General features: G+C 74.4%; 19 protein-coding genes and 2 pseudogenes. 9 read left to right on the forward strand and 12 right to left on the reverse strand.

The features are described from left to right. Positions 1-4: 4 nt before the first annotated feature. From LIX60_RS06960 to LIX60_RS06970, 3 genes are all read right to left on the reverse strand, one after another. Entirely contained in the window at positions 5-412 is a 408-nt protein-coding gene (locus LIX60_RS06960; protein ID WP_227957681.1) for a YciI family protein, read from the reverse strand. A 198-nt stretch (positions 413-610) separates the two neighbouring features. Beyond that, a complete protein-coding gene (locus LIX60_RS06965) occupies positions 611-853 on the reverse strand; it encodes a hypothetical protein (protein ID WP_227957682.1) in 243 nt (80 codons plus the stop codon). Between the two features lie 11 nt (positions 854-864). Continuing rightward, positions 865-1,248: a bifunctional 2-polyprenyl-6-hydroxyphenol methylase/3-demethylubiquinol 3-O-methyltransferase UbiG gene (locus LIX60_RS06970; RefSeq protein ID WP_227957683.1), complete on the reverse strand. Its 384-nt coding sequence runs from the start codon at positions 1,246-1,248 to the stop codon at positions 865-867. Positions 1,249-1,309: 61 nt separating this feature from the next. Here LIX60_RS06970 and LIX60_RS06975 point away from each other — a divergent pair, with 61 nt between their 5' ends. Then, on the forward strand, positions 1,310-2,002 hold the full coding sequence (locus tag LIX60_RS06975) for a TetR/AcrR family transcriptional regulator (RefSeq protein WP_227957684.1): 693 nt from the start codon (positions 1,310-1,312) through the stop codon (positions 2,000-2,002). Between the two features lie 99 nt (positions 2,003-2,101). On the opposite strand, the pseudogene LIX60_RS06980 reads toward LIX60_RS06975, so the two are convergent. Together LIX60_RS06980 and LIX60_RS06985 are read right to left on the reverse strand one after the other, a co-directional pair. Beyond that, a pseudogene (locus LIX60_RS06980) lies at positions 2,102-2,607 on the reverse strand (GNAT family N-acetyltransferase). A 53-nt stretch (positions 2,608-2,660) separates the two neighbouring features. Beyond that, entirely contained in the window at positions 2,661-3,053 is a 393-nt protein-coding gene (locus LIX60_RS06985; RefSeq protein ID WP_227957685.1) for a hypothetical protein, read from the reverse strand. Between the two features lie 410 nt (positions 3,054-3,463). On the opposite strand from LIX60_RS06985, the gene rox reads away from it, so the two are divergent. Beyond that, a complete protein-coding gene (gene rox / locus LIX60_RS06990; protein ID WP_227957686.1) occupies positions 3,464-4,909 on the forward strand; it encodes a rifampin monooxygenase in 1,446 nt (481 codons plus the stop codon). Between the two features lie 279 nt (positions 4,910-5,188). Here the strand turns inward: rox and LIX60_RS06995 are convergent, their stop codons facing one another. The 3 genes from LIX60_RS06995 to LIX60_RS07005 all read right to left on the reverse strand — a co-directional run bounded on the left by LIX60_RS06995 (position 5,189) and on the right by LIX60_RS07005 (position 8,525). Continuing rightward, entirely contained in the window at positions 5,189-6,655 is a 1,467-nt protein-coding gene (locus tag LIX60_RS06995; RefSeq protein ID WP_227957687.1) for an ATP-binding protein, read from the reverse strand. Between the two features lie 68 nt (positions 6,656-6,723). Further along, entirely contained in the window at positions 6,724-7,386 is a 663-nt protein-coding gene (locus LIX60_RS07000) for a response regulator transcription factor (RefSeq protein WP_043460637.1), read from the reverse strand. Further along, a complete protein-coding gene (locus tag LIX60_RS07005) occupies positions 7,383-8,525 on the reverse strand; it encodes a sensor histidine kinase (protein ID WP_227957688.1) in 1,143 nt (380 codons plus the stop codon). The genes LIX60_RS07000 and LIX60_RS07005 overlap by 4 nt, the downstream gene beginning before the upstream one ends. Positions 8,526-8,752: 227 nt before the next feature. Between LIX60_RS07005 and LIX60_RS07010 the strand changes: the two genes are divergently transcribed. Continuing rightward, positions 8,753-9,211 carry a DUF6223 family protein gene (locus LIX60_RS07010; RefSeq protein ID WP_227957689.1) on the forward strand — a complete coding sequence of 153 codons (459 nt, stop codon included), beginning with the start codon at positions 8,753-8,755 and terminating at the stop codon, positions 9,209-9,211. Between the two features lie 64 nt (positions 9,212-9,275). Here LIX60_RS07010 and LIX60_RS07015 read toward each other — a convergent pair whose 3' ends face one another. Next, positions 9,276-9,395 (reverse strand): LuxR C-terminal-related transcriptional regulator, encoded by a 120-nt coding sequence (locus tag LIX60_RS07015; protein ID WP_374117819.1) that lies wholly within the window; start codon positions 9,393-9,395, stop codon positions 9,276-9,278. Beyond that, complete coding sequence (locus tag LIX60_RS07020; protein ID WP_227962984.1) at positions 9,383-10,057, reverse strand: hypothetical protein; 675 nt, start codon at positions 10,055-10,057, stop codon at positions 9,383-9,385. Before LIX60_RS07020 ends, LIX60_RS07015 begins: the two co-directional genes overlap by 13 nt. Positions 10,058-10,347: 290 nt before the next feature. Here LIX60_RS07020 and LIX60_RS07025 point away from each other — a divergent pair, with 290 nt between their 5' ends. Both LIX60_RS07025 and LIX60_RS07030 read left to right on the forward strand, forming a co-directional pair. After that, positions 10,348-11,028, forward strand: a complete 681-nt coding sequence (locus LIX60_RS07025; RefSeq protein ID WP_227957690.1) for a response regulator transcription factor — start codon at positions 10,348-10,350, stop codon at positions 11,026-11,028. Between the two features lie 119 nt (positions 11,029-11,147). After that, positions 11,148-12,212, forward strand: a pseudogene (locus LIX60_RS07030) (sensor histidine kinase); the annotation flags it as partial. 52 nt (positions 12,213-12,264) lie between these two features. On the opposite strand, the gene LIX60_RS07035 reads toward LIX60_RS07030, so the two are convergent. Continuing rightward, a complete protein-coding gene (locus LIX60_RS07035; RefSeq protein ID WP_227957691.1) occupies positions 12,265-13,893 on the reverse strand; it encodes an aromatic amino acid ammonia-lyase in 1,629 nt (542 codons plus the stop codon). A 62-nt stretch (positions 13,894-13,955) separates the two neighbouring features. Here LIX60_RS07035 and LIX60_RS07040 point away from each other — a divergent pair, with 62 nt between their 5' ends. The 4 genes from LIX60_RS07040 to LIX60_RS07055 all read left to right on the forward strand — a co-directional run bounded on the left by LIX60_RS07040 (position 13,956) and on the right by LIX60_RS07055 (position 19,898). After that, entirely contained in the window at positions 13,956-15,566 is a 1,611-nt protein-coding gene (locus LIX60_RS07040; RefSeq protein WP_227957692.1) for an NAD(P)-binding domain-containing protein, read from the forward strand. After that, a complete protein-coding gene (locus LIX60_RS07045; protein ID WP_227957693.1) occupies positions 15,563-16,633 on the forward strand; it encodes an alpha-hydroxy acid oxidase in 1,071 nt (356 codons plus the stop codon). Before LIX60_RS07040 ends, LIX60_RS07045 begins: the two co-directional genes overlap by 4 nt. Before the next feature lie 62 nt (positions 16,634-16,695). After that, complete coding sequence (locus LIX60_RS07050; RefSeq protein WP_227962655.1) at positions 16,696-18,087, forward strand: cytochrome P450; 1,392 nt, start codon at positions 16,696-16,698, stop codon at positions 18,085-18,087. Continuing rightward, a complete protein-coding gene (locus LIX60_RS07055; protein WP_308101109.1) occupies positions 18,084-19,898 on the forward strand; it encodes a cation:proton antiporter in 1,815 nt (604 codons plus the stop codon). Before LIX60_RS07050 ends, LIX60_RS07055 begins: the two co-directional genes overlap by 4 nt. A gap of 105 nt (positions 19,899-20,003) precedes the next feature. On the opposite strand, the gene LIX60_RS07065 is transcribed toward LIX60_RS07055, so the two are convergent. Further along, on the reverse strand, positions 20,004-21,515 hold the full coding sequence (locus LIX60_RS07065) for a class I adenylate-forming enzyme family protein (RefSeq protein ID WP_374117965.1): 1,512 nt from the start codon (positions 21,513-21,515) through the stop codon (positions 20,004-20,006). Positions 21,516-21,517 lie beyond the last annotated feature (2 nt).

The following is a 21,517-nucleotide window of genomic DNA, read 5'->3' on the forward strand; positions in this document are numbered from 1 at the left end:
CAGGTCACTCCGTGACGGTGGGGGGCGCGGTCAGGAACGGGCGCACCTCCAGCCACTCGTGGATCGGCTTGCCGCCCTTGCCGGGGGCGGCCGACAGTTCCCCGGCCAGCTCGACGGCGCGGTCGTAGCTGTCGACATCGATCACCATCCAGCCGGCGATGAGGTCCTTGGTCTCGGCGAACGGGCCGTCGGTGACCGGCGGGCGGCCCTCGCCGTCGTACCGGACCCACGCCCCCTCGGGGGCCAGCGCCTGGCCGTCGACGAACTCGCCGTTCTTCTCCAGCCGGTCCGCGAAGTCCTGCATGTACTGCATGTGGGCCGAGATCTCCTCCGGCGTCCACTGGTCCATGGGTACGTCGTTGACCGCGGCCGGCGCGCCGCGGTAGTGCTTGAGCAGCAGGTACTTGGCCATCGTGTCTCTCCTCGGAGCGGGTGCGGCCCATTGTGGTCGCGTTCACCTCGGGGACGGAGCCGGTCGCCGGTTCTCGACATCGCCGGCGGAATTTTTTGCCTCGGGTGGACCAGCCGGGGTGAGATGCCCCGCGGTGTCCGGGATGCCGGCGCCCGTTTCAGCGGCCGGCATCCCGGGCCCCTCACCGCACGACGGTCCTCACGCCGCTCCGTCCGCGGTGCGGTGCAGCGTGAACCAGAACGTCGGGACCGGGTTCGTGCCGGGTGTCACGTCGGTCAGCTCCCATCCGGCGAACCGGGTGCGGAGTTCGTCCGCGGTGACGCCGGAGATCGGGTCCTCGAACGCCTCGGGCCCGTAGCCGAACATCAGGAGCCGCGCGCCGGGGGCGGCACGCCGGGTGAGGCCGGCGGCGTAGGCGTCGCGGCGGTGCGCCGGGATCACGCAGAAGCAGCTCAGGTCGAAGAACAGGTCGTACGGGCCGGGACGTCCAGTTCGTCCAGCCGGGTGGCGTCCCCGCACAGCACCGTGACGTCCGCTCCGGCCGCTTCGGCCGCTTCGGCCTTCTCCCGCGCCTGCTGGACCGCGCGGTGGACCATGTCGACGGCCACCACCCGCCAGCCGTGCCGGGCCAGGTACACCGCGTTGGTCCCGGTGCCGCAGCCGAGCTCGAGGGCCCGCCCGGGCGTGAGCGCGCCGGGCCCCTCGACCAGGGCGACGAGTTCGGGCGGCGTGACGCCGGTGTCCCACGGCGGCTTGCCGTCCCGGTAGTAGTCCTCCAGCGAGCGGCGCACGGCCGCCTCCGCGTCGAGCTCCGCGGCCGTCCAGGTCTCGGTCATCGTTTCCCCCAAGAAATCAGAGTCCAACTCTAGTGATGGATACTAGAGATAGACTCCCGGCATGGACGCGGTCAAGGGATCCGGCACACACCACGGCAAACGCCCCGACAAGCGGGCCGAGCGCTCGCGGCGCACCCGCGAGAAGATCATCGCGGCGGCGCGGGATCTGTTCATCGCACAGGGGTACGGAGCGACGAGCCTTCAGGAGGTCGCGGACCGCGCGGGCGTGGCCGTCCAGACCGTGTACTTCGTATTCCGCAACAAGCGGGCGTTGTTCAAGGACGTCGTCGACACCTCCATCGCCGGCGACACCGAACCGGTCGCCACGATGGAGCGCGACTGGTTCCGCGCCGCCTGCGCCGAGCCCACCGCGGCCGGGCAACTGCGCGCCCACGTACAGGGGGTGCGCGCCATCCAGGAGCGGGTCGCCCCGGTCATCCCGCTGATCGCGGCCGCCGCGGCCACCGACCCGGAGATCGCCGCGCAGTGGCCCGCCGGCCCGGAGGACCCGCGCTACACCGTCCAGCACGCCGCGGCGGAGGCACTCACCACCAAGCCCGACGCCCGCCCCGGTGTCGACACCACCCGCGCCGCCGACCTGCTCTACGGGCTGCTCAGCCCGGAGCTGTACCTGATCTTCGTCCGCGACCGGGGCTGGTCCCCCGACGCCTGGGAGGAGTGGGCCCGCACGACCCTGACCGCCCAGCTCTGCACGGGCCACGAGCGGGACACGGCACGACCCGGGCCGTCATAAGGGCCCAACCGCCGGCCGCGCACGGGTTCATCGGAACGATCTCGACGGGCAGACCGTCAAGGCGGCCCGTCCGCACGGCCGTTCGGTACCGGTAAGTCGTCACCCCTGGCGGCGGACCAGCACGCGAGTGGTGCTGCCGTCGTCCTCGGTGATATGTCCCGGACGTACTCGAAGCCGATCCTGCCCAGCAGGGTCAGGGAAGCCGTGTTCGGTGCGGCCACGGTGGCGTGGACCTCGGTGAGTCCCAGGGCGGTGAAGCCATGGGCGGTGACCGCCTCGGCGAGTTCGGTTCCCAGGCCGATCCCCCAGGCCGCCGGCGCCAGGGCGTAGATGATCTCGTGGCCTCCGGTGGCGTCGGTCGGCTTGATCTCGGCATGGCCGACCAGCACCCCGTCCCGGCGGACGGCCCAGACGTCGAACAGGTTCCGGGCGTAGACCTTCGTGAAGATCCGCCCGAACAGGGCCCGGTCCGAGGCTTCGGACGCCGGCCCGTCGCCCATCCATCGCGACACCCTGGTGTCCTGGAACAGCGCGACGAAGGCTTCTTCGTCCTCGGGGACGTAGGGCTCCAGCAGCAGCCGCTCGGTGCGCAGAGTCGGGGTCACGGACGGCGACGCCTGCCTCGCGACGCCGGGGCCGGTACACCCGTCCGGATGCCTCACGGCGTCCCCAGGCGGCTGAAGCCGGCGAGGCGTGGCGAGATGGTGACGGGGAAGGACGCGCCGCCGGGGGTCCTGAGGGCCGCCACGATGTCGTGGTCCGGTGCGCCGAACACCTCGAAGTGCTGCACGGTGCAGTGCTCCATCACCTCGCGGATGTACGGGTCCGACAGCCGCCAGTGGGTGCGGATCGCCTCGGAGTCGCGGTAGAGCTGGAAGCTGTGTGCGAGCATCCGCTCCTCGTCGAGGAAGACCTCCACCATGAGCTGGCGGCCGTGCTCGTGAGCGAAGGCCACCGCCCGGGCGATGGCGCGCCGGAAGCCGTCGAGGTGACCGTCGGTGATGCGCATGGTGTTGCGGAAGAGAAGAGTGCCGCTGTCTGTGATCTCCATACGCCGAGCGTCCGACCTGAACCGGGGTTGAGGTCAAGGAGCCGGCTCGGGTCATCCCGGACGCGGAAGAAGAGGCCGGTTCGGACAGCGGAGGGTGCCGCGGTCGCGGTGGCCGCGGTCACCTCCTCAGGGGGCCGGTGACGGACGGCACAAGAACAAAGGCAAGGAGGTCGGCTCTCCTTGCCACTCTCAACGTATAGCGCACGGGGGGCCTTGCGGCAAGGCCCCGGTCGTGCTGCAGAATCTCCGCCCGAGGCCGGAACCTGCGGAAATCAGCAATACGCGGATTACGTACAGCTTTGTGCGCAGTGGAGACCGGAGCACCGGACGACGTGCGACGTGCGCGTGCCCGGTGCCCGACCGCGCCGAGCGGCCGGCCGGGACACAGCCTTGTCGAAATGGGGGGTTTCATGATTGACGTGATCATCGCCGGTGGCGGACCGACCGGCCTGATGCTGGCCGCCGAGTTGCGGCTGCACGGCGTGCGGGTGGTCGTGGTGGAGAAGCTGACCGAGCCGACCGCGCAGTCCCGCGCGCAGGGCCTGCACGCCCGCAGCGTCGAGGTGATGGACCAGCGCGGCCTGCTGAAGGAGTTCCTCGCGCGCGGCAAGAAGTACGCGGTCGGCGGCTTCTTCGCGGGCCTCGGCACGTCGTGGCCCGAGCGGCTGGACACCGCGCACTCGTACGTCCTCGCCATCCCGCAGGTGGTCACCGAGCGCCTGCTGCACGAGCACGCCACCGGGCTCGGCGCCGAGATCCTGCGCGGCCGCGAACTGACCGGGCTGAGCCAGGACGACGACGGGGTGACCGCCGAACTGGGAGACGGGTCCCGGCTCCGGGCGCGCTATCTCGTCGGCTGCGACGGCGGGCGCAGCACGGTGCGCAAGCTGCTCGGCGTCGGCTTCCCCGGCGAGCCCAGCCGGGTCGAGACGCTGCTGGGCGAGGTGGAGGTGGGCGTCGGGCCGGAGGAGCTGGCCGCCGTGGTGGCGGAGGTCCGCAGGACGCAGTGGCGGTTCGGCACCATGCCCCTGGGGGACGGGGTGTACCGGCTCATCGTGCCGGCCGAGGGCGTGGCCGAGGACCGCACGGCGCCGCCGACCCTGGAGGAAGTCAAGCGGCAGGTGCGGAAGTTCGCCGGCACCGACCTCGGCGTGCACTCACCCCGCTGGCTCTCCCGCTTCGGCGACGCCACCCGGCTGGCCGAGCGCTACCGCACCGGCCGGGTGCTGCTGGCCGGCGACGCGGCGCACATCCACCCGCCGACCGGCGGGCAGGGCCTCAACCTCGGCGTCCAGGACGCGTTCAACCTCGGCTGGAAACTGGCCGCCGAGGTCCGCGGCTGGGCGCCGGAAGGGTTGCTGGACAGCTACCACACCGAACGGCACCCGGTGGCCGCCGCCGTGCTCGACAACACCCGCGCCCAGATGGAGCTGCTGTCCTCCGAGCCGGGTCCCCGGGCCGTGCGCCGACTGCTGGCCGAACTGATGGAGTTCGAGGAGGTGAACCGGTATCTGATCGAGAAGATCACCGCCATCGCGGTCCGCTACGACTTCGGCGAGGGCCATGAACTCCTCGGCCGGCGGCTGCGGGACGTGCAGTTGCGGCGGGGGCTCCTCTACGGGCTGATGCACGGCGGCCGAGGGCTGCTGCTCGACCAGACCGGCCGGCTCTCGGTGGCCGGCTGGGAGGACCGGGTCGACCACATCGTCGACGTCATTGACGCCGGCGAGGAAGACAAGAAACCGGACGTCCCCGCGGCCCTGCTGCGTCCGGACGGCCACGTGGCGTGGGTCGGCGACGACCAGCGGGACCTGCTCGCCCATCTCCCCAGGTGGTTCGGGGCCGCGTCCGGCTGAGCAAGCCGCGGCGGCCCGGAAGCGCGGGACCCGTCGTCCGGCCCGGGGCGGGGCTCCGGCGGGGAACCACGCCCACCGCGAGCCGATGCCGATCACCGCGGAACAACGGAGCGGAGAAACAGCGGAAAGCGGCTGCACCGCGGGCGCCCGAGAGTGATGGTGGTCCGGCAGTGGTGCCATGTGCGTCGGCCGGGGCGGCGCGCCACCCCGGCCGACGCCCTGCCATGGCTTCCACCGAGTCCGGCCTTCAGCGCGTCCCGCCCTCCTGCCCCCGGCGCGTCACTCTCCCCGGTACATCCGCCACAGGTCGACGAGTTCGACGTCGCCGCGCCGGCCGGCCTCGCGGCGCAGGTCCTCGGTGAAGCCGGAGCGGGCGAAGAGCAGGAGTTTGGGCAGTGCCCCCACCCGGGCGCTCGGCAGCAGCCCGCGCAGGTGTTCCAGCCGTTCCAACTGCGGCAGACCTACGGGGGTAGCGGTCCCCTTGGCCTCACCGATCGCGGTGATCCGCTCGGGCCCGAACGCCGGTGACTCCGCCACCACGAGATCCAGCTCGTGCCCGCGGCGGTGCTCCCGGCAGGCGATCTCGGTCGGGCGCACCCAGGTCGCCCGGCCGCCCAGGCTCTCCGGAGCGGCGTGTTCGAAGCACCACTGGCGGGCCAGTTCCTCGAAGTGCGGGCCGTAGATCTTCCCGGCGACGGTGTCGGCGTTGTCCGCCCAGACCCGGTCGGCCCGGCCCACCACCAGCTCCGGCTCGTGCCGCTTGATCAGCAGCTGGTACAACCGCACCGCGGGCTCGGCGACCCGGAAAACACTGCGCTTGTCTCTTATGGCGTCCTCGACCTGCTCCAGTAGGCCGATGTCCCGGAGCCCGGAGAGCAGGTGCGCCAGCGCGCCGCTCGGCCGCCCCAGCAGACCCGCGATCTCCGACCTGCGGTGATGCCCGGCACTGACCGCCGCCAGGACCGCCGCGTACGAGGTCGGATCCGAGATCGATGGCTCCTCACGCAGCAGCAGCCCGCCTTCGCGGAACATGGCGGAGGCCGGGTTGAGCAGGCGGCGGGCGACCCACCCGTCGAAGTCCGCGAGGTCCGCCGGCCCGGTGCCTCCGCACATCTCCTTGTACGCCGGGGTCCCGCCCACCAGCGCGTGGAGCCGGAACGCCAGCTCCGGGTCGTCCTCCACGCCCCAGAAGGCGGCCGCCTCCCGGAACCGGAAGGGCCGTACCACCAGCTCCGTGCTCGCCCGCCCGCGCAGCGGGGCGCCTCCGCCCAGCAGCTGCGCCATCGTGGTCAGCGCGCTGCCGCACAGGATCAGCCGGGTCCGGGTGTGCTCCTTGGCATGGCTCAGCGGGCTGAGAGCCTGCTGCAGATAGGAGGGCAGGGCGGGGGACGCCGACACCAGATACGGAAACTCGTCGATCACCACTGGCACCGGGGCGTCCTCACCGATCCGCAGCAGCTCGTCCAGCGCCTCCCGCCAGTCGGCGAACAGCACCGGCCGCCGGAGCCCGCGGAATGCCGAGTACGCCGAGCCCAGATCCGCGAGATTCTGTGCCTCGCTCTGCTGCGTGGCCGCGAAGAGAAAACCCCGCGACTCGCGCGCCAGCAACTCCAGCATCAGCGTCTTCCCCTGCCGCCGCCGCCCGTACACGAGCCCCAGGGAGGCACCCTGCTGCTCCGACGCGGCGAACCCCTCCAGCTCGCGCCACTCCGCGTCCCGCGCGAACAGTCTCTCCGGCTTGGCCACCGGCAACACCTCCGACAACTATGATAGCTGCAACTATCATAGCTGAAGTAGCCATAACCTTGGCCTGCTCACGGGCTGCGCGGAGTGACGAGGCCGGATTCGTACGCGAGGACGACGAGCTGCGCGCGGTCGCGGGCGTGGAGCTTGGTCATCGCCCGGTTGACGTGGGTCTTCGCGGTCAGTGAGCTGATCACCATGCGGGCCGCGATCTGGTCGTTGGACAGGCCCTGCGCGACCAGGGCGACGGCCTCGCGTTCCCGGTTGGTGAGCTCCTCCAGCCCGGTGCCCGGGTCGCCGGGGAGGGGCTGGGTGACGTACCGGTCGATCAGCTTGCGGGTGATGGACGGTGCGAGCAGGGCGTCGCCGCGGGCCGCGACGCGCACCGCGTGCAGGAAGTCGTCCGGCACGATGTCCTTGACGAGGAACCCGGCGGCGCCCGCGCGCAGCGCGTGGAAGACGTACTCGTCCATGCCGTAGTTGGTCAGGACGACGACGTGCACCCGGGACAGCGCCGGGTCGGCGGCAATGCGCCGGGTCGCCTCGATGCCGTCCATCACCGGCATGCGGATGTCGATCAGCACGACGTCGGGCAGATGCTCCCGGGCGAGGGCCAGGCCCTCCGCGCCGTCGCCCGCCTCGGCCACCGCCTCGATGTCGTCCTCCAGATCGAGGAGGGCGCGGAACCCGCTGCGCACCAGCGGCTGGTCGTCGACCAGCAGGACGCGGATCACGGCGCCCGGTCCACGGGGAGTTCGGCCCGGACGGTGAAGCCGCCCCCGTCGCGCGGTTCCGCGCGCAGCCGGCCGCCGAGAGCGGTGACGCGTTCACGCATCCCCAGCAGCCCGACGCCGGGCACCGGGGCGGCGTCCGGCGTGGCCCCGCCGTCGTCGTCGACGCGGACCGCGAGGACGTCCGGGCGGCAGTCGACCCGGACGGAGGCGGTGGCCGCGGCGGCGTGCCGGGCGGTGTTCGTCAGCGCCTCCTGGACGATCCGGTAGACGGTCCGGCCGACCGCGGCCGGCACGTCCTCCCGCCGTCCCTCGACCGTCAGCGACGCCTCCAGCCCCGCCCGGCCCGCCCGCTCCACCAGTCCGGGGAGGTCGTCGAGCCCGGGCGGCGGGGCCGTGCCGTCGTCGCGCAGCGCCTCCAGGGTCGCGCGCAGCTCCCGGGCCGCCTCGCGCCCCGCCTCCTGGATGGCCAGCAGGGCCTCCGGCACCTGTTCGCCGCGCTTGCGGGCCACATGGACGGCGACCTCGCTCTGCAGCTTGATGACCGAGATCTGGTGGGTGAGCGAGTCGTGCAGCTCCCGCGCGATGTGCAGCCGCTCCTCGTCGGCGCGGCGCCGCGCGGTCTCCTCGCGCGTGCGCTCGGCCTCGTCCGCCCGCCGCTCCGCCTGCCGCAGCGCTTCCCCCGCCGCGCCGGCCGCGATCAGCCAGGCCAGCTCCAGGGCGCCGCGGCCCCGCGCGAACGCCTCGCCCGCGTCGTGCGGGGAGACATCGTGCAGGGAGACCAGGGCCGCGAGCGGAAGGGCGGCCAGCATGACGACGGACGCCACGATCGCGGCGGTACGGTGCCCCGCGCGTACGGCGGCGTAGACGGCGAACAGATAGGCGACGGCGGGCACGTCGAAGCCCGCCGCCTGGTAGCCCACCGCGCACAGCCCGGTGACGGCCAGGACGGGAACCGGCGCCCTGCGGCGGGCGGCCAGCGCCAGGCCGCCGGCCGCCAGCAGTCCGTAGCCGAGCGGCGTCGCGGGGCCGGTGGCGGACTGCTGCCCGGACACCCCGGTGACCAGCAGCACCGCCGCCACACCGACGGCGATCACCCCGTCCGCGGCACCGGCGGGGACCCCGAACCGCCCTGTGTTCATGCGCGCACCCTAGCCCGGGGCCGCCGACGGCGGATCCCGCTCGCGGACGACCGGCCGCCTACCGCGCCCGCGGTACGTCCGCCGCGACTGCGGCAGCCGCGGCAGCCGGCTGCGCCCCCGGCGGCAGCGCGGAGTGCGTCCGCCCGCGGGACGACCGGCGGCACCCCGGGCGGCCACGATCGGGCGGTGGGCGAAGGCCCGACCGAGACGTGAAAGAGGAGTGGGACATGAGCAGTTCGAGAACCCCGGGGCCGTTCCGGGAGAAGCCCGCGATGACCGGCGCCACCCTGCTCGGCGGGCTCGTCCTCGCCGTCCTCGTGCTCGCCGCACCGGCGGCCGCGCACACCCCGGCCCAGGAGGCCGCCGGCCCTCTGGCCTCCGGGCGGTTCGGGGGCACCGCGGCCGCCGTGGTGGGGCTGATCGGTGTGGTGGCCGGAGCGCTGGCCCTGGCCCGCCCCGGCGGTCGTCCGGGCACCGGCACCGGGCGGCGCGGAGCCCTCGTGGCCCTGGTGGCGGGGCCGGTGGCCATGGTGTTCGGCGGGCTGTTCACGGCCACCGCCGACGGCGGTCTCGGCACCGGCAACGGGCTCGGCGGGTCCGTCGTGGCCCTGCTGCTGGGGCTGACCGCCACATCCCTCGGCGCGCCGGCACTGGCCCGCTCCCGCCGCGCCGTACGGAGCGGCTGACGGGCCGAACCGGCCACGGGGTGCCCACCGTGCCCGCCGGGTCCCGCACCGGCGGGACCCGGCGTCACGACGGCATACCGCGCTCCGCGAGACCGCTCTCGTAGGCGATGATGACGAGCTGCGCGCGGTCCCGGGCGTGCAGCTTGGCCAGGAGGCTGCCGACGTGGGTCTTCACCGTCGGCATGCTGATGACGAGGCGCTCGGCGATCTCCGCGTTGGACAGCCCGTTGGCGATGAGCGGTTTCGGCCATACCTGGAACCCGTGCCCGGGGCTCGCGCCGGTAGCGCATGCCGGAGGCGCGCGCCGGAACGGACGCCGGGACGCACGCGGGGAACAAACGTCAGTAGGGCAGTGTCCCAAGGACCCGGAAACCGGCGGCATCCGACCGCCGTCCCCGCGGCCCAGGTGGCGCCGAGGACCAGCAGACCGAACAGCAGGTGCACCGCCAGGGTCCCGCCCTCGTACGCCTGCCCGCCCGTCACCGCCAGCAGGGCCGCGCCGCCCGCGCTGGCCACGCCGACGAGGACGGCCGACCGCCCGGGCCGTCTCTGCCGTGTCGTGGCGACCGGGTAGAGCGCGTACGCGGGAGCGAGGAGGACGGCCGGGCCGAGACCGGCGGCAAGAGCGGCACAGGAGGCGGCGAGCACGGCCGCGAGGACCGGCACGGGCCACAGCCGGCGGGCGGCGAGCGGCAGCGCGGCGGTGAGCGGGAGCAGCCAGGCGGTGAGCCCGCCGGGTGTGCCGCCGGTGTCCGGCCGCAGCACCGACAACTGCGGGAGCAGGGCGAACCCGAGTGCGGCCGCCGCGTCGAGGAGGATCAGGCGCCGGCGCGAGACGTCTCCCATGCGGCGAATCCAGGGGCCGGTCCGCCGGGCGTCCACCGCCGGTGCCGCGGGCCCCGACGGGACCGGATCGTCCTGCCGCCGGGGTGCGGCCGCACGGGGGCCCCGGGCACGGCCGGGAGGGGACCGCGCGTCGGCGACGTGCCGCCCGGGGCAACTGGCGGGTACCGCGCGGTGGCGCGATCCCGCCGGTCGGGCCCCGTCCGTCCGCCCCCGGTCCCGTTCCCGGGAATCTCCGTGCCGGGCCCGGTCGTTGGCGGGGCGGCGGGGAGGAGGTGAAGGGGAGTGGGACGGTGGCACAGGGACGTGCGCGGGACCCGTGGCGGCTGCTGCTGATCGAGGACGACCGGGAGCTGGTGTCCCTGCTCTCCGGGGTGCTGCGGGAGGAGGGCTACTCCGTCGATGTCGCGACCGACGGGCAGCGGGGCCTGCACCTGGGCCTGACCCGGCGGTACGACGCGCTGGTCGTCGACCGGCGGCTGCCGGCGCTGGACGGCCTCGACCTGCTGGGCAGGCTGCGGTCCCGGGCGGTCCGCGCTCCGGTGCTGCTGCTGACCGCGCTGGGGACCGTGCACGACCGGGTCGACGGACTCGACGCCGGCGCCGACGACTATCTGGTCAAGCCGTTCGAACTCGACGAACTGAGCGCCCGGTTACGGGCCCTGTGCCGCAGGGGCCGCGACGCGACCGACGTGCTCCGCATCGGCTCGGGCCGGCTGTACGTCGGCCCCCGGGAGGTCGAACTGGCCGACGGTGCGCGGATCGCCCTCGCCGCACGGGAGTTCGCCCTGCTGTGGGCGCTGGCGTCGCGCCCCAACCTCGTCCATTCCCGGTCGGAGCTGCGCCGGCTGGTGTTCCAGGAGGCGCCCGCGTCCTCCATCGTCGACACCTATGTCTACTACCTGCGGCGCAAGCTCGGCCGGCAGGTGGTGCGCACGGTCCGCGGGCTCGGCTACCGGCTGGGGTCGCTGTGAGGGCGTCGGACAAGAGCGAGTGGGCGGCGGTGCGCCGGGCACGGCTGCGGATCGCCCTCGTCACCGGGGGGATCATCACGCTCCTGGTCACGGCCATCGGCGGAATCGCCCACACGGTGATGGTGCGCGCGCAGAACGACCAGGTGTGGCGGGAGCTGCGCTACGGCGCCCAGTACGGGGACCTGTCGAGCCCACCGGTGTGCACCTGGCTCTTCGCCGCCGGGGTGGAGCCGCTGGCGAACGCCCCGGCCGGCTTCCCCCTGCGCGCCGACGTCGACCGGGTGGGCCGGACCCACCGGGCCGTGGAGCGCACCGTGGAGCGGAACCACACCGTCTATCTGGTGCGCACGGAGCGGCGGGCGGACGGCGCCGTGGTCCAGGCGGTGTTCGATCTGCGCTTCCAGCTGGCCGACCGCGCCCACCTGTGGTCCGCGCTGGGTGTCGCCGAGCTGGTGGGTCTGGTCGCCGCGGCCCTGACCGGGCTGGTCCTCGGGCGCCGGGCGGTGGCCCCGCTGGCCGAGGCGCTCACGCGGCAGCGCCGGTTCGTCACGGACGCCAGCCACGAGCTGCGCACCCCGATCACCCGGGTGTACACGAAGGCGCAGGTGCTGGCACGGCAGGCGGCCGCCGAGAACCTGCCGGCCCCGCACCGTGACGGGCTGGCCGGGCTGGTCGGCTCGGTCGGCCGCTTCGGTGAGGTGATCGACGATCTGCTGCTGTCGGCGAGCCTGGGCGCGAGTCCGGCACGGCGGTCCGAGTGCCGTCCGGTCGAACTGGCCGAACTGGCCCGGTCGGTGGCCGCCGAGGAGGCCCACCGGACGCGGGACCGCGGGCTCACCGTGGTCGTGGAGCGGCCGCCGCACCGCCTGTACGTCGACGGGGTGGAGTCCGCGCTGCGCCGCGCGGTCGGCGAACTGCTGGCCAACGCCATCGGGCACACCCCGCCGGGCGGGCGGATCGAGGTGTCCCTGGCACGGGCGGGCGGCGTGGTGGAGCTGACCGTCACGGACACCGGGGCCGGCTTCGACCCGGCCGAGGCGGAACGCCTGTTCCAGCGCTTCCACCGCGGCGGCGACGGCGGCCGGTACGGGCTGGGGCTCGCGCTGCTGAAGGAGATCGTCGCCGGCCACCACGGCACGGTCGCCGCGACCGGCCGCCCGGGGCGGGGCGCGCGGTTCACCATCCGGCTTCCCGAGTCCGGGTGTCCGCCCGCCCCGGAGGGCCGGTGGCGGCCGGTCAGGGCCGGTCGCGCGTGGCGGGCGGCGCGCTCGTGGCCGGGGAGTCGCTCGTGGCCGGGGGGCCGCTCGTGGCGAGGAGGCCGGGTGTGGCGAGGAGGTCTGCCGCGGCGCGGACGTCCGCGTCCAGCGGGCGGTCCGGGTCGACCGGGGGCACCACCTCGCTGAGGGCGTCGAGGAGTTCGGCACACCGGGGCGCGGTGGGGCGGCGGGCTCCGACGTAGACGGCCTGGCGCAGTCCGAGCGCGAGCGACCCGCACAGCAGGCCGAGCAGCTCCGCCATGTCGTGGGAGCGCAGGGCCGCCTGGGTGCCGAACGGGACGACGTCCTGGATGTGCAGGTTCGTCGGCAGGCTCTGCATGCCGGCCGGTGCCGCGGCGCGGCGGATCTCCGCGACGAACGCGGTGGTGGCCAACTGCACGCCCTGCAGGCCGTGCTGGGTGCCCGGGGTGGTGGCGAGCATCGGCGGCAGTCCTCCGTTGCGCGCCGGGTCCACCAGCAGGTCGAGCTGGCGTTCGGCGAGGTTGCCCAGCTGGGCGGTGACGGAGGCGAGCACGTCGGCGGCGAACGCGGCGGGCTGCCCGAAGAAGTTCCCGCCGTGCACCACCTTGCCCGCCGCCGCCGTGCCGCCCTCCCCCGTCGCCCCCTCTCCCGCACCGCCGGGGAAGAAGAGCGGGTTGTCGCTGACGCCGCCGAGGTCGGCGGCGACCACGCCGTCGACGTAGCGCAGCGCGTCCTCCGCCGCGCCGAGCAGCTGCGGGGCGCAGCGGATGCTGTACGGCTCCTGCAGGGGCCGGGTGCCGGAAGGCGCGGTGCCGGTGAGCGTCCGGCGCATGTGCGCGGCGACGTCGACCGCGCCGGGGTGGCCGTAGGCGCGCATCAGGTCGGCGTCGAGGAAGCCGGGGTCGCAGCCGAGCACGTCGGCCAGCAGGCAGGTGAGCGCGGTGAGGGAGCGGTGCGCGGCGCGGACGGCGTCGCGGGCGAGTGCCGTGGCCGCGGTGGTGACGGAGGTGCCGTTGACGAGCGCGAGCGCGTCGCGGCCGTCGAGGGCGAGCGGGCGCAGTCCGGCTCCGGCCAGCGCGGCGGCGGCCTCCGTCCGGTGGCCGTCCAGGTAGGCGTGTCCGCGGCCGCGCAGCGCCTGGGTGGCGTAGGCGAGGGGGATCAGGTCGCCGCTCGCCCCGACCGATCCGTAGCGGGGGACGGCCGGGCAGAACGTCGTGGCGAACATGGCGGCGAGCCGCTCGACGACCTCGACGGACACACCGGAGAAGCCCCGGGCGAGCGACGCGGTGCGCAGCAGCAGGGCGGCCCGGACGATACCGGGCGGCAGGTCCGGGCCCTGGCCCGCGCCGAGGTGCGCCAGGGTGTTGTCGCACTGGTCGGCCTCGTCGGCCCGGCCGGCGAAACCGGCGAGGGCGCCGAAGCCCGTGGTGGCGCCGTAGATCCGGCGGTCCCCGCCGCCGCTGCCGCCGCCGTTGCCGTGGCGTGCCGTGTGGAAGAAGCGGCGGCCCCGGACGACGCGTGCGCGGACCTCGTCGTCCACGGTGACGGTGAGCGGTGCCGCCGCGCGGCGCAGGGCCGCGGAGTCCGGGGGGCGGGTGAGCGGGACGGTGTCCGTGGTGGTCAGCACGGCGGAAACCTAACGGGGCAATCTCAGAGCGCTCTGAGATGCGGTGGATAGCTTCCGGGGCCATGGCGTACGACTACTTGATCATCGGAGCGGGACCCGCGGGACTGCAACTCGCCGCGCTCCTGGAGCGGGACGGTGCGGACTACGTCGTTCTGGAGCGCGGCAGCGGTCCCGGCACCTTCTTCACGCGGTTCCCCCGGCACCGTCAACTCATCTCGGTCAACAAGGTGCACACCGGATACGAGGATCCGGAGCTGCGGCTGCGGATGGACTGGAACTCCCTGCTGAGCGACGATCCGGACCTGCTGTTCACCCGCTACAGCCGGCGGTACTTCCCGCCGGCCGACGACATGGTGCGCTACCTCTCGGACTTCGCGGAACGGACCGGGGCGCGCGTCGAGTACGGCACCGAGATCGTCCGCGTCTCCCGCTCGGACGACGGGTTCACGGCGCTCGACCGCACCGGACGGACGTGGCGGGCGCGGCGCCTGGTGGCCGCCACCGGGGTGTCCCTGCCGTATCTGCCGCCGATCCCGGGCATCGAACTGGCCGAACGCTACGACACCTTCGACCCGGACCCGGAGTCCTTCACCGGGCAGCGGGTGCTCGTCATCGGCCGCGGCAACTCCGGCTTCGAGACGGCCGGCGCCCTGATGGAGACCGCGGCGGTCATCCACGTCGTCGGCCCGGGATCGCTGCGGCTGGCGTGGCAGTCGCACTACGTCGGGCATCTGCGCGCGGTGAACAACAACTTCCTGGACAGCTACCAGCTCAAGTCGCAGAACGCGGTCCTCGACGGCCGGGTGCTCGCCATCCGCCGCGACGCGGGCGGCTACCGCGTGCCGGTCGCCTTCGAGCGGGTCGACGAGGCGGTGCGGGAGATCCGGTACGACCGGGTGGTCGTCGCGACCGGCTTCCGCTTCGACGCCTCGCTCTTCGACGACGGCTGCCGGCCCGGACTGGCGGTCAACGGGCGCTTCCCGGCCGTGACGCCCGTCGGCGAGTCGGTCAATGTGCCCGGACTGTACTTCGCCGGGACGCTGATGCAGGCCCGGGAGTTCCGCAAGGCCACCACCGGTTTCATCCACGGTTTCCGCTACTCGGTCCGCGCCCTGCACCGGGTGCTGCGGCAGCGCCACCACGGGGAGCCCTGGCCGGTGACGGACCTCGGGGACACCGTGGAGCGGGCCGTGGACGCGGTCATCGCCCGCGTCAACCGGTCCTCGGCGCTGTGGCAGCAGTTCGGCGTCCTCGGCGACCTGCTGCTGACCGCCCCCGACGGGACGCTGCGCTACGCCGAGGAGGTCCCGGTCGGCCAGGTGCCGGACGCCGTCCGGGCCGGGGACTTCGGGAAGGTGACCGCCCACGCGGTGATCACCCTGGAGTACGGGGCCGACCACGACCGGGTGGACCCCTTCGACGTCCGCGCGGGCCGCACGTCCCAGCAGGACGTGCGGGGGCTCGACGGCCGCTATCTGCACCCGGTCGTCCGCTGGTACCGGGCCGGGGAGTTCACCGCCGAGCACCACCTCACGGAGAACCTGGAGAACGAGTGGGACAGCGAGGAGATCCACCGCGCCCCGCTCCGCGCGTTCCTGGCCGACCGGCTCCGCCCGGCGGCTCCCGCGGGCACGGCCGCCCCGGTGCCCCCGGCCGCCCGGGTGGCGCCGTGACGCTCCGCGAGCTGCACGACGCGGCCCGCGCGGCGCTGGACCCGGTCACCTACGACTACGTGGCGGGCGGCGCGGGCGAGGAGCGGGTCCTCGCCGCGAACGAACGGGCCTTCGACCGGTACGCGCTGCTGCCGAGGGTGCTGTGCGGCAGTGAGACGCGGGACACCTCCGTCGGTCTGCCGGGGGCCCCGGGGGCGTCGCCCGTGGTCGTCGCGCCGACCGCGTTCCACCGGCTGGCGCACCGGCACGGCGAACGCGCCACGGCCCGCGCCGCCGCGGCCGAGGGAGCCGTCCTGGTGACGGGGACGGCCGCGACCACGGCGGTCGCCGACGTCGTCGCGGCCGCCCGCGAGACGGCCGGGGACCCGGCCGTGTGGTTCCAGCTCTATCCGCACCCCCGCCGGGACGTCACCGAGGCGCTCGTCCGGCGCGCCGAGGACGCGGGGTGCGCGGCGCTGGTGCTCACCGTGGACTCGCCGGTCTTCGGCCGGCACACCAGGGACCTGCGCAACGGATTCACCGACCTGCCGCCCGGATACGCCGCGGAGAACATGCGCGGCCTGCCCGGTGCCCCGCCCGGCCGGCCCGCCGCCATCACCATGTCCCCGGCAGTCTCGTGGCGGGACGTCGACCGCACCCGGCGGATGACCGCACTTCCCGTCCTGGTCAAGGGGATTCTGCACCCGCGTGACGCGCTGCTGGCCGTCGAGCACGGCGCCGCCGGAGTGATCGTCTCCAACCACGGTGGCCGCCAGTGCGACACCGTCCCGGCGGCGGTGGACTGCCTGCCCGCGGTCGCCCGCGCGGTCGCGGGCCGGGTTCCGGTCCTGCTGGACGGCGGTGTGCGGCGGGGCGGGGACGTCGCCGTCGCGCTCGCGCTGGGCGCGTCCGCCGTGGGCGTCGGGCGCCCGGTGGTGTGGGGCCTGGCCGCCGAGGGCGAGACCGGGGTCCGGCGGGTCCTCGCGGCGCTGCGCGACGAGTACGACCACACGCTCGCCCTGTGCGGGGGGCGCCGGAACACCGATCTGACCGGGGACATGGTCGTCCGGAGGGAGGAGACGTGGTGAGCGGAACCGGGGACGGGGTGAGCGGAGCCGGGGTGAGCGGAGGCGGGGTGAGCGGAGGCGGGGTGAGCGGTGAGCCGAAGCGGGCCGCCGCGGACGGCTGGTGGCTGCCGCGCGGCGTGGTGGCGCTGCGCGTGCGCATCTTCGAGAAGGTCAACGGCGACCGGGTGGTGACCCTGCCGGGCGGCGGGTACGGGCCGGAGGTGTTCGAGCGGGTGTACGCCCACCCGGCCGCGAACGGGCGGAGCGCGGGGGCGGGCCTGTCCGACCTGTTCTGGTACTGGCTGTCCCCGGGTCCTGAGGTGCACCAGGAGCATCTGGAGGACGGCGAGCGCTACGAGGACGTGGCCGCGGCGACCCGCCGCATCCTCGCCGGGGACTCCGCCGGTCTCGCCGCGGCGGCCGGCCGCGCCGTCGCGCGGGTGCTGGACGCGCTGCCGGACACCCGGATCAGCCTCGTCCGGCTGCGGGACCTGGTGATGCCCGCGTGGGCCGCCTTCTGTTACGAACTGGTGTTCAGGGAGCCGTGCCCGCCGCACGCCCGCGAGCTGATCACCGCGCACGCGAACGACGTGGTCACCGCCCTGAAGTGCACCGGCCTGCGCCATCCGCGGCGCCGGGCCCGGCTCACCGCGTATCTGCACGACCGGCTCGCGGCCGGCGACGTACCGCACCGGCTGCCGGAGACACTGACACCCGCCGAACAGGTGCACTATCTGCAGGGGACCTTCTTCAACACCGCCGTCGTCCAGCTGTCCGAGGCGACCGCGCACGTCCTGCTCGCCCTCGCCCGCCACCACCCGGTGCAGCGGCGGCTGTCGGCGGACCCCGCGGACGAGCGGTACCTCACCCGGGTCCTCGACGAGACGATGCGGCTCTACCCGCTCTTCGGCATCGCGCACCGCATCACCACCGGCGAGATCCCCCTCGACGCGGACACCGTGCTGCCCGCCGGGTCCGTGGTGTGCTTCAGCTACCCCGGCTACCACGCCACGGGATACGACCGGCCGGAGGTGTTCGACCCGGACCGCTGGACCACCCTGTCCGCCAAGCACGCCCACCACATCCCGTTCGGGGTGGCCGCGAACCGGCCCTGCCCGGCGTGGCGGCTGTCCCCGGTGGTGTTGCGGGCCGCGGTCCGCGAGGTGCTCGGCCGGTACCGGCTCGACTCCACCGCCTCGCACACCAGATCCCTGCCGCACCGCGCCCCCTGCCTGCTGATTCCGCGCGGCCTCTCCCCGGGGCCCCGCCGTCTCGGGGCGCTGCGGACGTATCTCCGGCTGCGGGACGGGGTCGAGGACGTCACCCGGGGCGTGCGCCAACTGGTGCTCGGCACGGTCATGGTGGTGCACGCCCGCCGGCTGCGGCCGGCCGCACGCCATTTCGAGGAGCGGCCGGCCACGCGCTGCCCGGCCGCCCGCCCCGTCCCGCGCCGCCCGGAAGGGGGGAGCGGATGACGCCCGCCGAACTCGCGCCCGCCTTCTTCCTCTCCGTCGTGGTGATCCTGGCCGTCTGCCGGCTCGTGAGCCGGCTGCTGCGCCCGCTCGGGCAGCCGCCCGTCGTCGGCGAGATGCTCGCCGGGGTGGTGCTCGGCCCGTCGGTGCTCGGCGCCCTGCTCCCCGGCGTCGAGGCGGGTCTCTTCCCGGGGGACCTGCGCCCGGTCCTCTATGTGGTCGGGCAGATCGGCCTGGTCGCGTTCATGTTCCACGTCGGCTGGGACTTCCGCGTCGACCGGCTGCGCGGCGTCGCCCGGCCCGTCGGGCTGATCTCCGCGGCCGGGGTGCTGGTCCCGGTGCTGCTCGGCGCGGCCCTCGTCGTCGTGGCCGGCGAACGGAGCGGCGTCCTGGCCGAGGGCGTGCCGCTGGTGGTGTCGGCCCTGTTCACCGGCGTCGCGCTCGCCGTGACCGCGTTCCCGATGCTGGCCCGCATCATCAGTGAACGGGGCCTGACCGGCAGCCGGTTCGGGTCGATCGCCCTGGGCGCCGGTGCCGTCGACGACGCCGTGGCGTGGGTGCTCCTCGCCGCCGTGTTCAGCATCGCCGCCGGCAGCGCCGGGCTGGTGTCGCTCGCCGTCGCGGGCGCGTTCGGCCTCCTGGCGGCGATGGCGGTGTTCCTCCGCCTGCATGGCCGCACCGCGCTGCTCGCCGACCGGACGGCGCCGGAGAACCTGCTGCCGGTGCTGGTCGGCGCCCTGTTCCTGGCGGCCTGGTACACCGATGTCATCGGGCTGTACGCGGTGTTCGGGGCGTTCAGCCTCGGCGTGGTGTTCCCGCGCTCCGAGCGGCTGGACCACACGGTCGCCGCGCTCAAGCCGGTGGGCGCGGTGTTCCTGCCGCTGTTCTTCACCTACTCCGGGCTGAACACCGACTTCGCGCTGCTGGGTGACGGTTCGGTGCTGCTGTTCACCGCGGGGTGCGTGGTGGTCGCCGTCGCAGGGAAGTTCGGCGCCTGCTGGCTCGCCGCCCGGGCCGCCGGTGAGCCGAACGGGGTGGCGCTGCGGGTCGGGGCGCTGATGAACGCGCGGGGCCTGATGCAGCTGATCGCGCTCAACCTCGGTCTGGCGGCGGGGATCGTGACGCAGGCGATGTTCAGCGCCCTGGTGGTGGTCGCCATCGTCACCACCGTCATGGCGCCGCCGCTGCTGGCGTTCCTCGACCGGCGCGAACGGGCCCCGCGGGGCGCGGTACGGGATGCCGTCGGGGCTCAGGGCAGGACGCACGCCCCCTGCTCGCCCGAGGCCCTCCGGTCTCCGCCGATGCGGAGAGCGGAGGGCCCGGGCACGTCTACGCGGTGCGGGACGCCGCCTGACGCGGCGACGCGGTGGTCATGGTCAGCACCAGCCTCCGCCGAGGCGGGAGAACGCCTTCCAGGCGGCGCGGGTCTTGGATCCGGCGATGCCGTCGATGCCGCCGGTGTCGTAGCCGATGTAGGTCAGGAAGCGCTGAAGGCCGCGGATGGTGTTGGGTCCGACGACGCCGTCGACGGTGCCGGCGTTGAAGCCGCGGTTGTTGAGGAAGCGCTGCCAGGCCTTCCAGCTGTTGGTGCCGAGCTGTCCGTCAATCGCGCCGGGGCTGAATCCGGCGTCGCGGACGTAGCACTGGACGCTCCGGGCCTCGGCGCTGGAGAGGCCGAGGTTGTTGACGGCCTGGACGGTGACGGTCCGGGTGGGGACCTGCTGGGCGGGTGCGGCGGTGGCCGTGGTGGCGCCGGCGAGGGTGCCGATACCGAGGGCGGCGGCGGTGAGGGTCCCTACCAGCGCCTTCGTTAAGACGTTCGAAGCCATGTGCGTTTTCCCCCAAAATTCGACTGACTGGGACGGCAACGACACTACTGCCGACCGTTTGTGAACCAGTGATGCCGGTTGTGAGGGTTTTCATGGCCTTTGATCATCATGCCGGGAGCGGCCGGGACCGCGCGGGGACGGGTCACCGGACCGGCCCCGGAGTGCCGTGAGCCGCCGTTTGTCGGGCTTGCCCGCGGGCGTGAGCGGCACCTCGTCGATGAGCGTGAGCCGGGTCGGCGCGCACGCCCCGCCCAGTTCTCCGGCGACCAGCGCCCGCAGCTCGTCGAGATGGGGGACGGCACCGGCGGCGGGCACGACGAAGGCGTGCACGGCCTCCCCGGTGCCGGCGTCGGGGACGGCGGCGACATACGCCTCGGCCACCGCCGGATGCCCGGCGAGCAGCCGCTCCACCGGTCCGGCGTAGTGCACCTCGGCGTTCACGATGATCACATCGCGGGTCCGTCCGGTGAGCCACAGCCGGCCGGCCGCGTCGAGCCGGCCGAGGTCGCGGGTGCGCACCCAGCCACCGGCGAACACCCCTGCAGTGAGGCCGGGTTCGCGCCAGTAGCCGGTGCTCTGCGACGGGGTGCGGACGAACAGTTCGCCGTCGGTGCCGGGCGGGACCGGGCGGCCGGAGCCGTCCCGGACTTCCAGCTCGACGGGCGGCACGCCGAGCGAGCCGGGCACGTCGGACGGGGTGGCCATGGAGATCATGCCGGTCTCGGTCTGGCCGTAGCCGTGGAAGACCACCGGACCCAGCACGTCGGCGGCCTCGCGCAGGCGCCCCGGCTCCAGCGGGGAGCCGGACACCATCAGCGCGCGCAGACCGCTCAGATCGGCGGGCGAGGCGCGCTGGTCCGCCACGAGCTTCACCAGCCGGGGCACGGTGATGACGCTCGCGGTCGCCCGGTGCCGCACGATCGCGCCGGGCAGGTCCGGCGGGTCGGCGGTGACGAGGGTGCCGCCCGCCGCGAGGGCCAGCAGCCCGTACTCCATCATCACCTGGCTCGCCAGCGTCCCGAACACCAGGAACCGGTCCATGCGCCCGGCAAGTTCACGGATCGCCGGGGGCCAGGCGTCCGGCCGGAGCGCCCACGCCGCGGTCATCGCCGCGTACGTCTGCGCGCACGCCTTGGGAACGCCCGTGCTGCCGCTGGTGTGGAGGAGCCGGGCCACGTCCCCCGGCCGGCCCGCGGCCCGCGGCCTGCGGCCGTCGTCCGGCGCCGAGAGGAGTTCACCGAGCGGCAGGACGAGTCCGGGCCGCGCACCGTCCGGGCCGCCCGGGCGGTCGGTGACCGTGACGCCGGTGTCCCGCAGCAGCCGGGCCCGGCCGCGTTCGGGCAGGCCGGGCCGCACGCCGACGACGCGGGCGCCGACCGTGTGCGCGGCGGTGATCGCGGCGAACGCCTCCGGGCCGACGCCGAGCAGCATGGCGACGCCGTCGCCGGGACCGACACCGTGCCGCCGCAGGCAGCCCGCGGCGCGCCGCACCATACCGAGCAGCTCGTCCCCGGTGACCGCCCGGCCGGCGTGCTCGAACACCGGCCGCTCCCCCGCCGCGCCGAGGAGGTCCAGGACGGCGCCGGGGAACTGCTCGGCCACGT

The sequence above is a fragment of the Streptomyces sp. S07_1.15 genome, assembly GCF_020739505.1.
Classification (GTDB): domain Bacteria; phylum Actinomycetota; class Actinomycetes; order Streptomycetales; family Streptomycetaceae; genus Streptomyces; species Streptomyces xinghaiensis.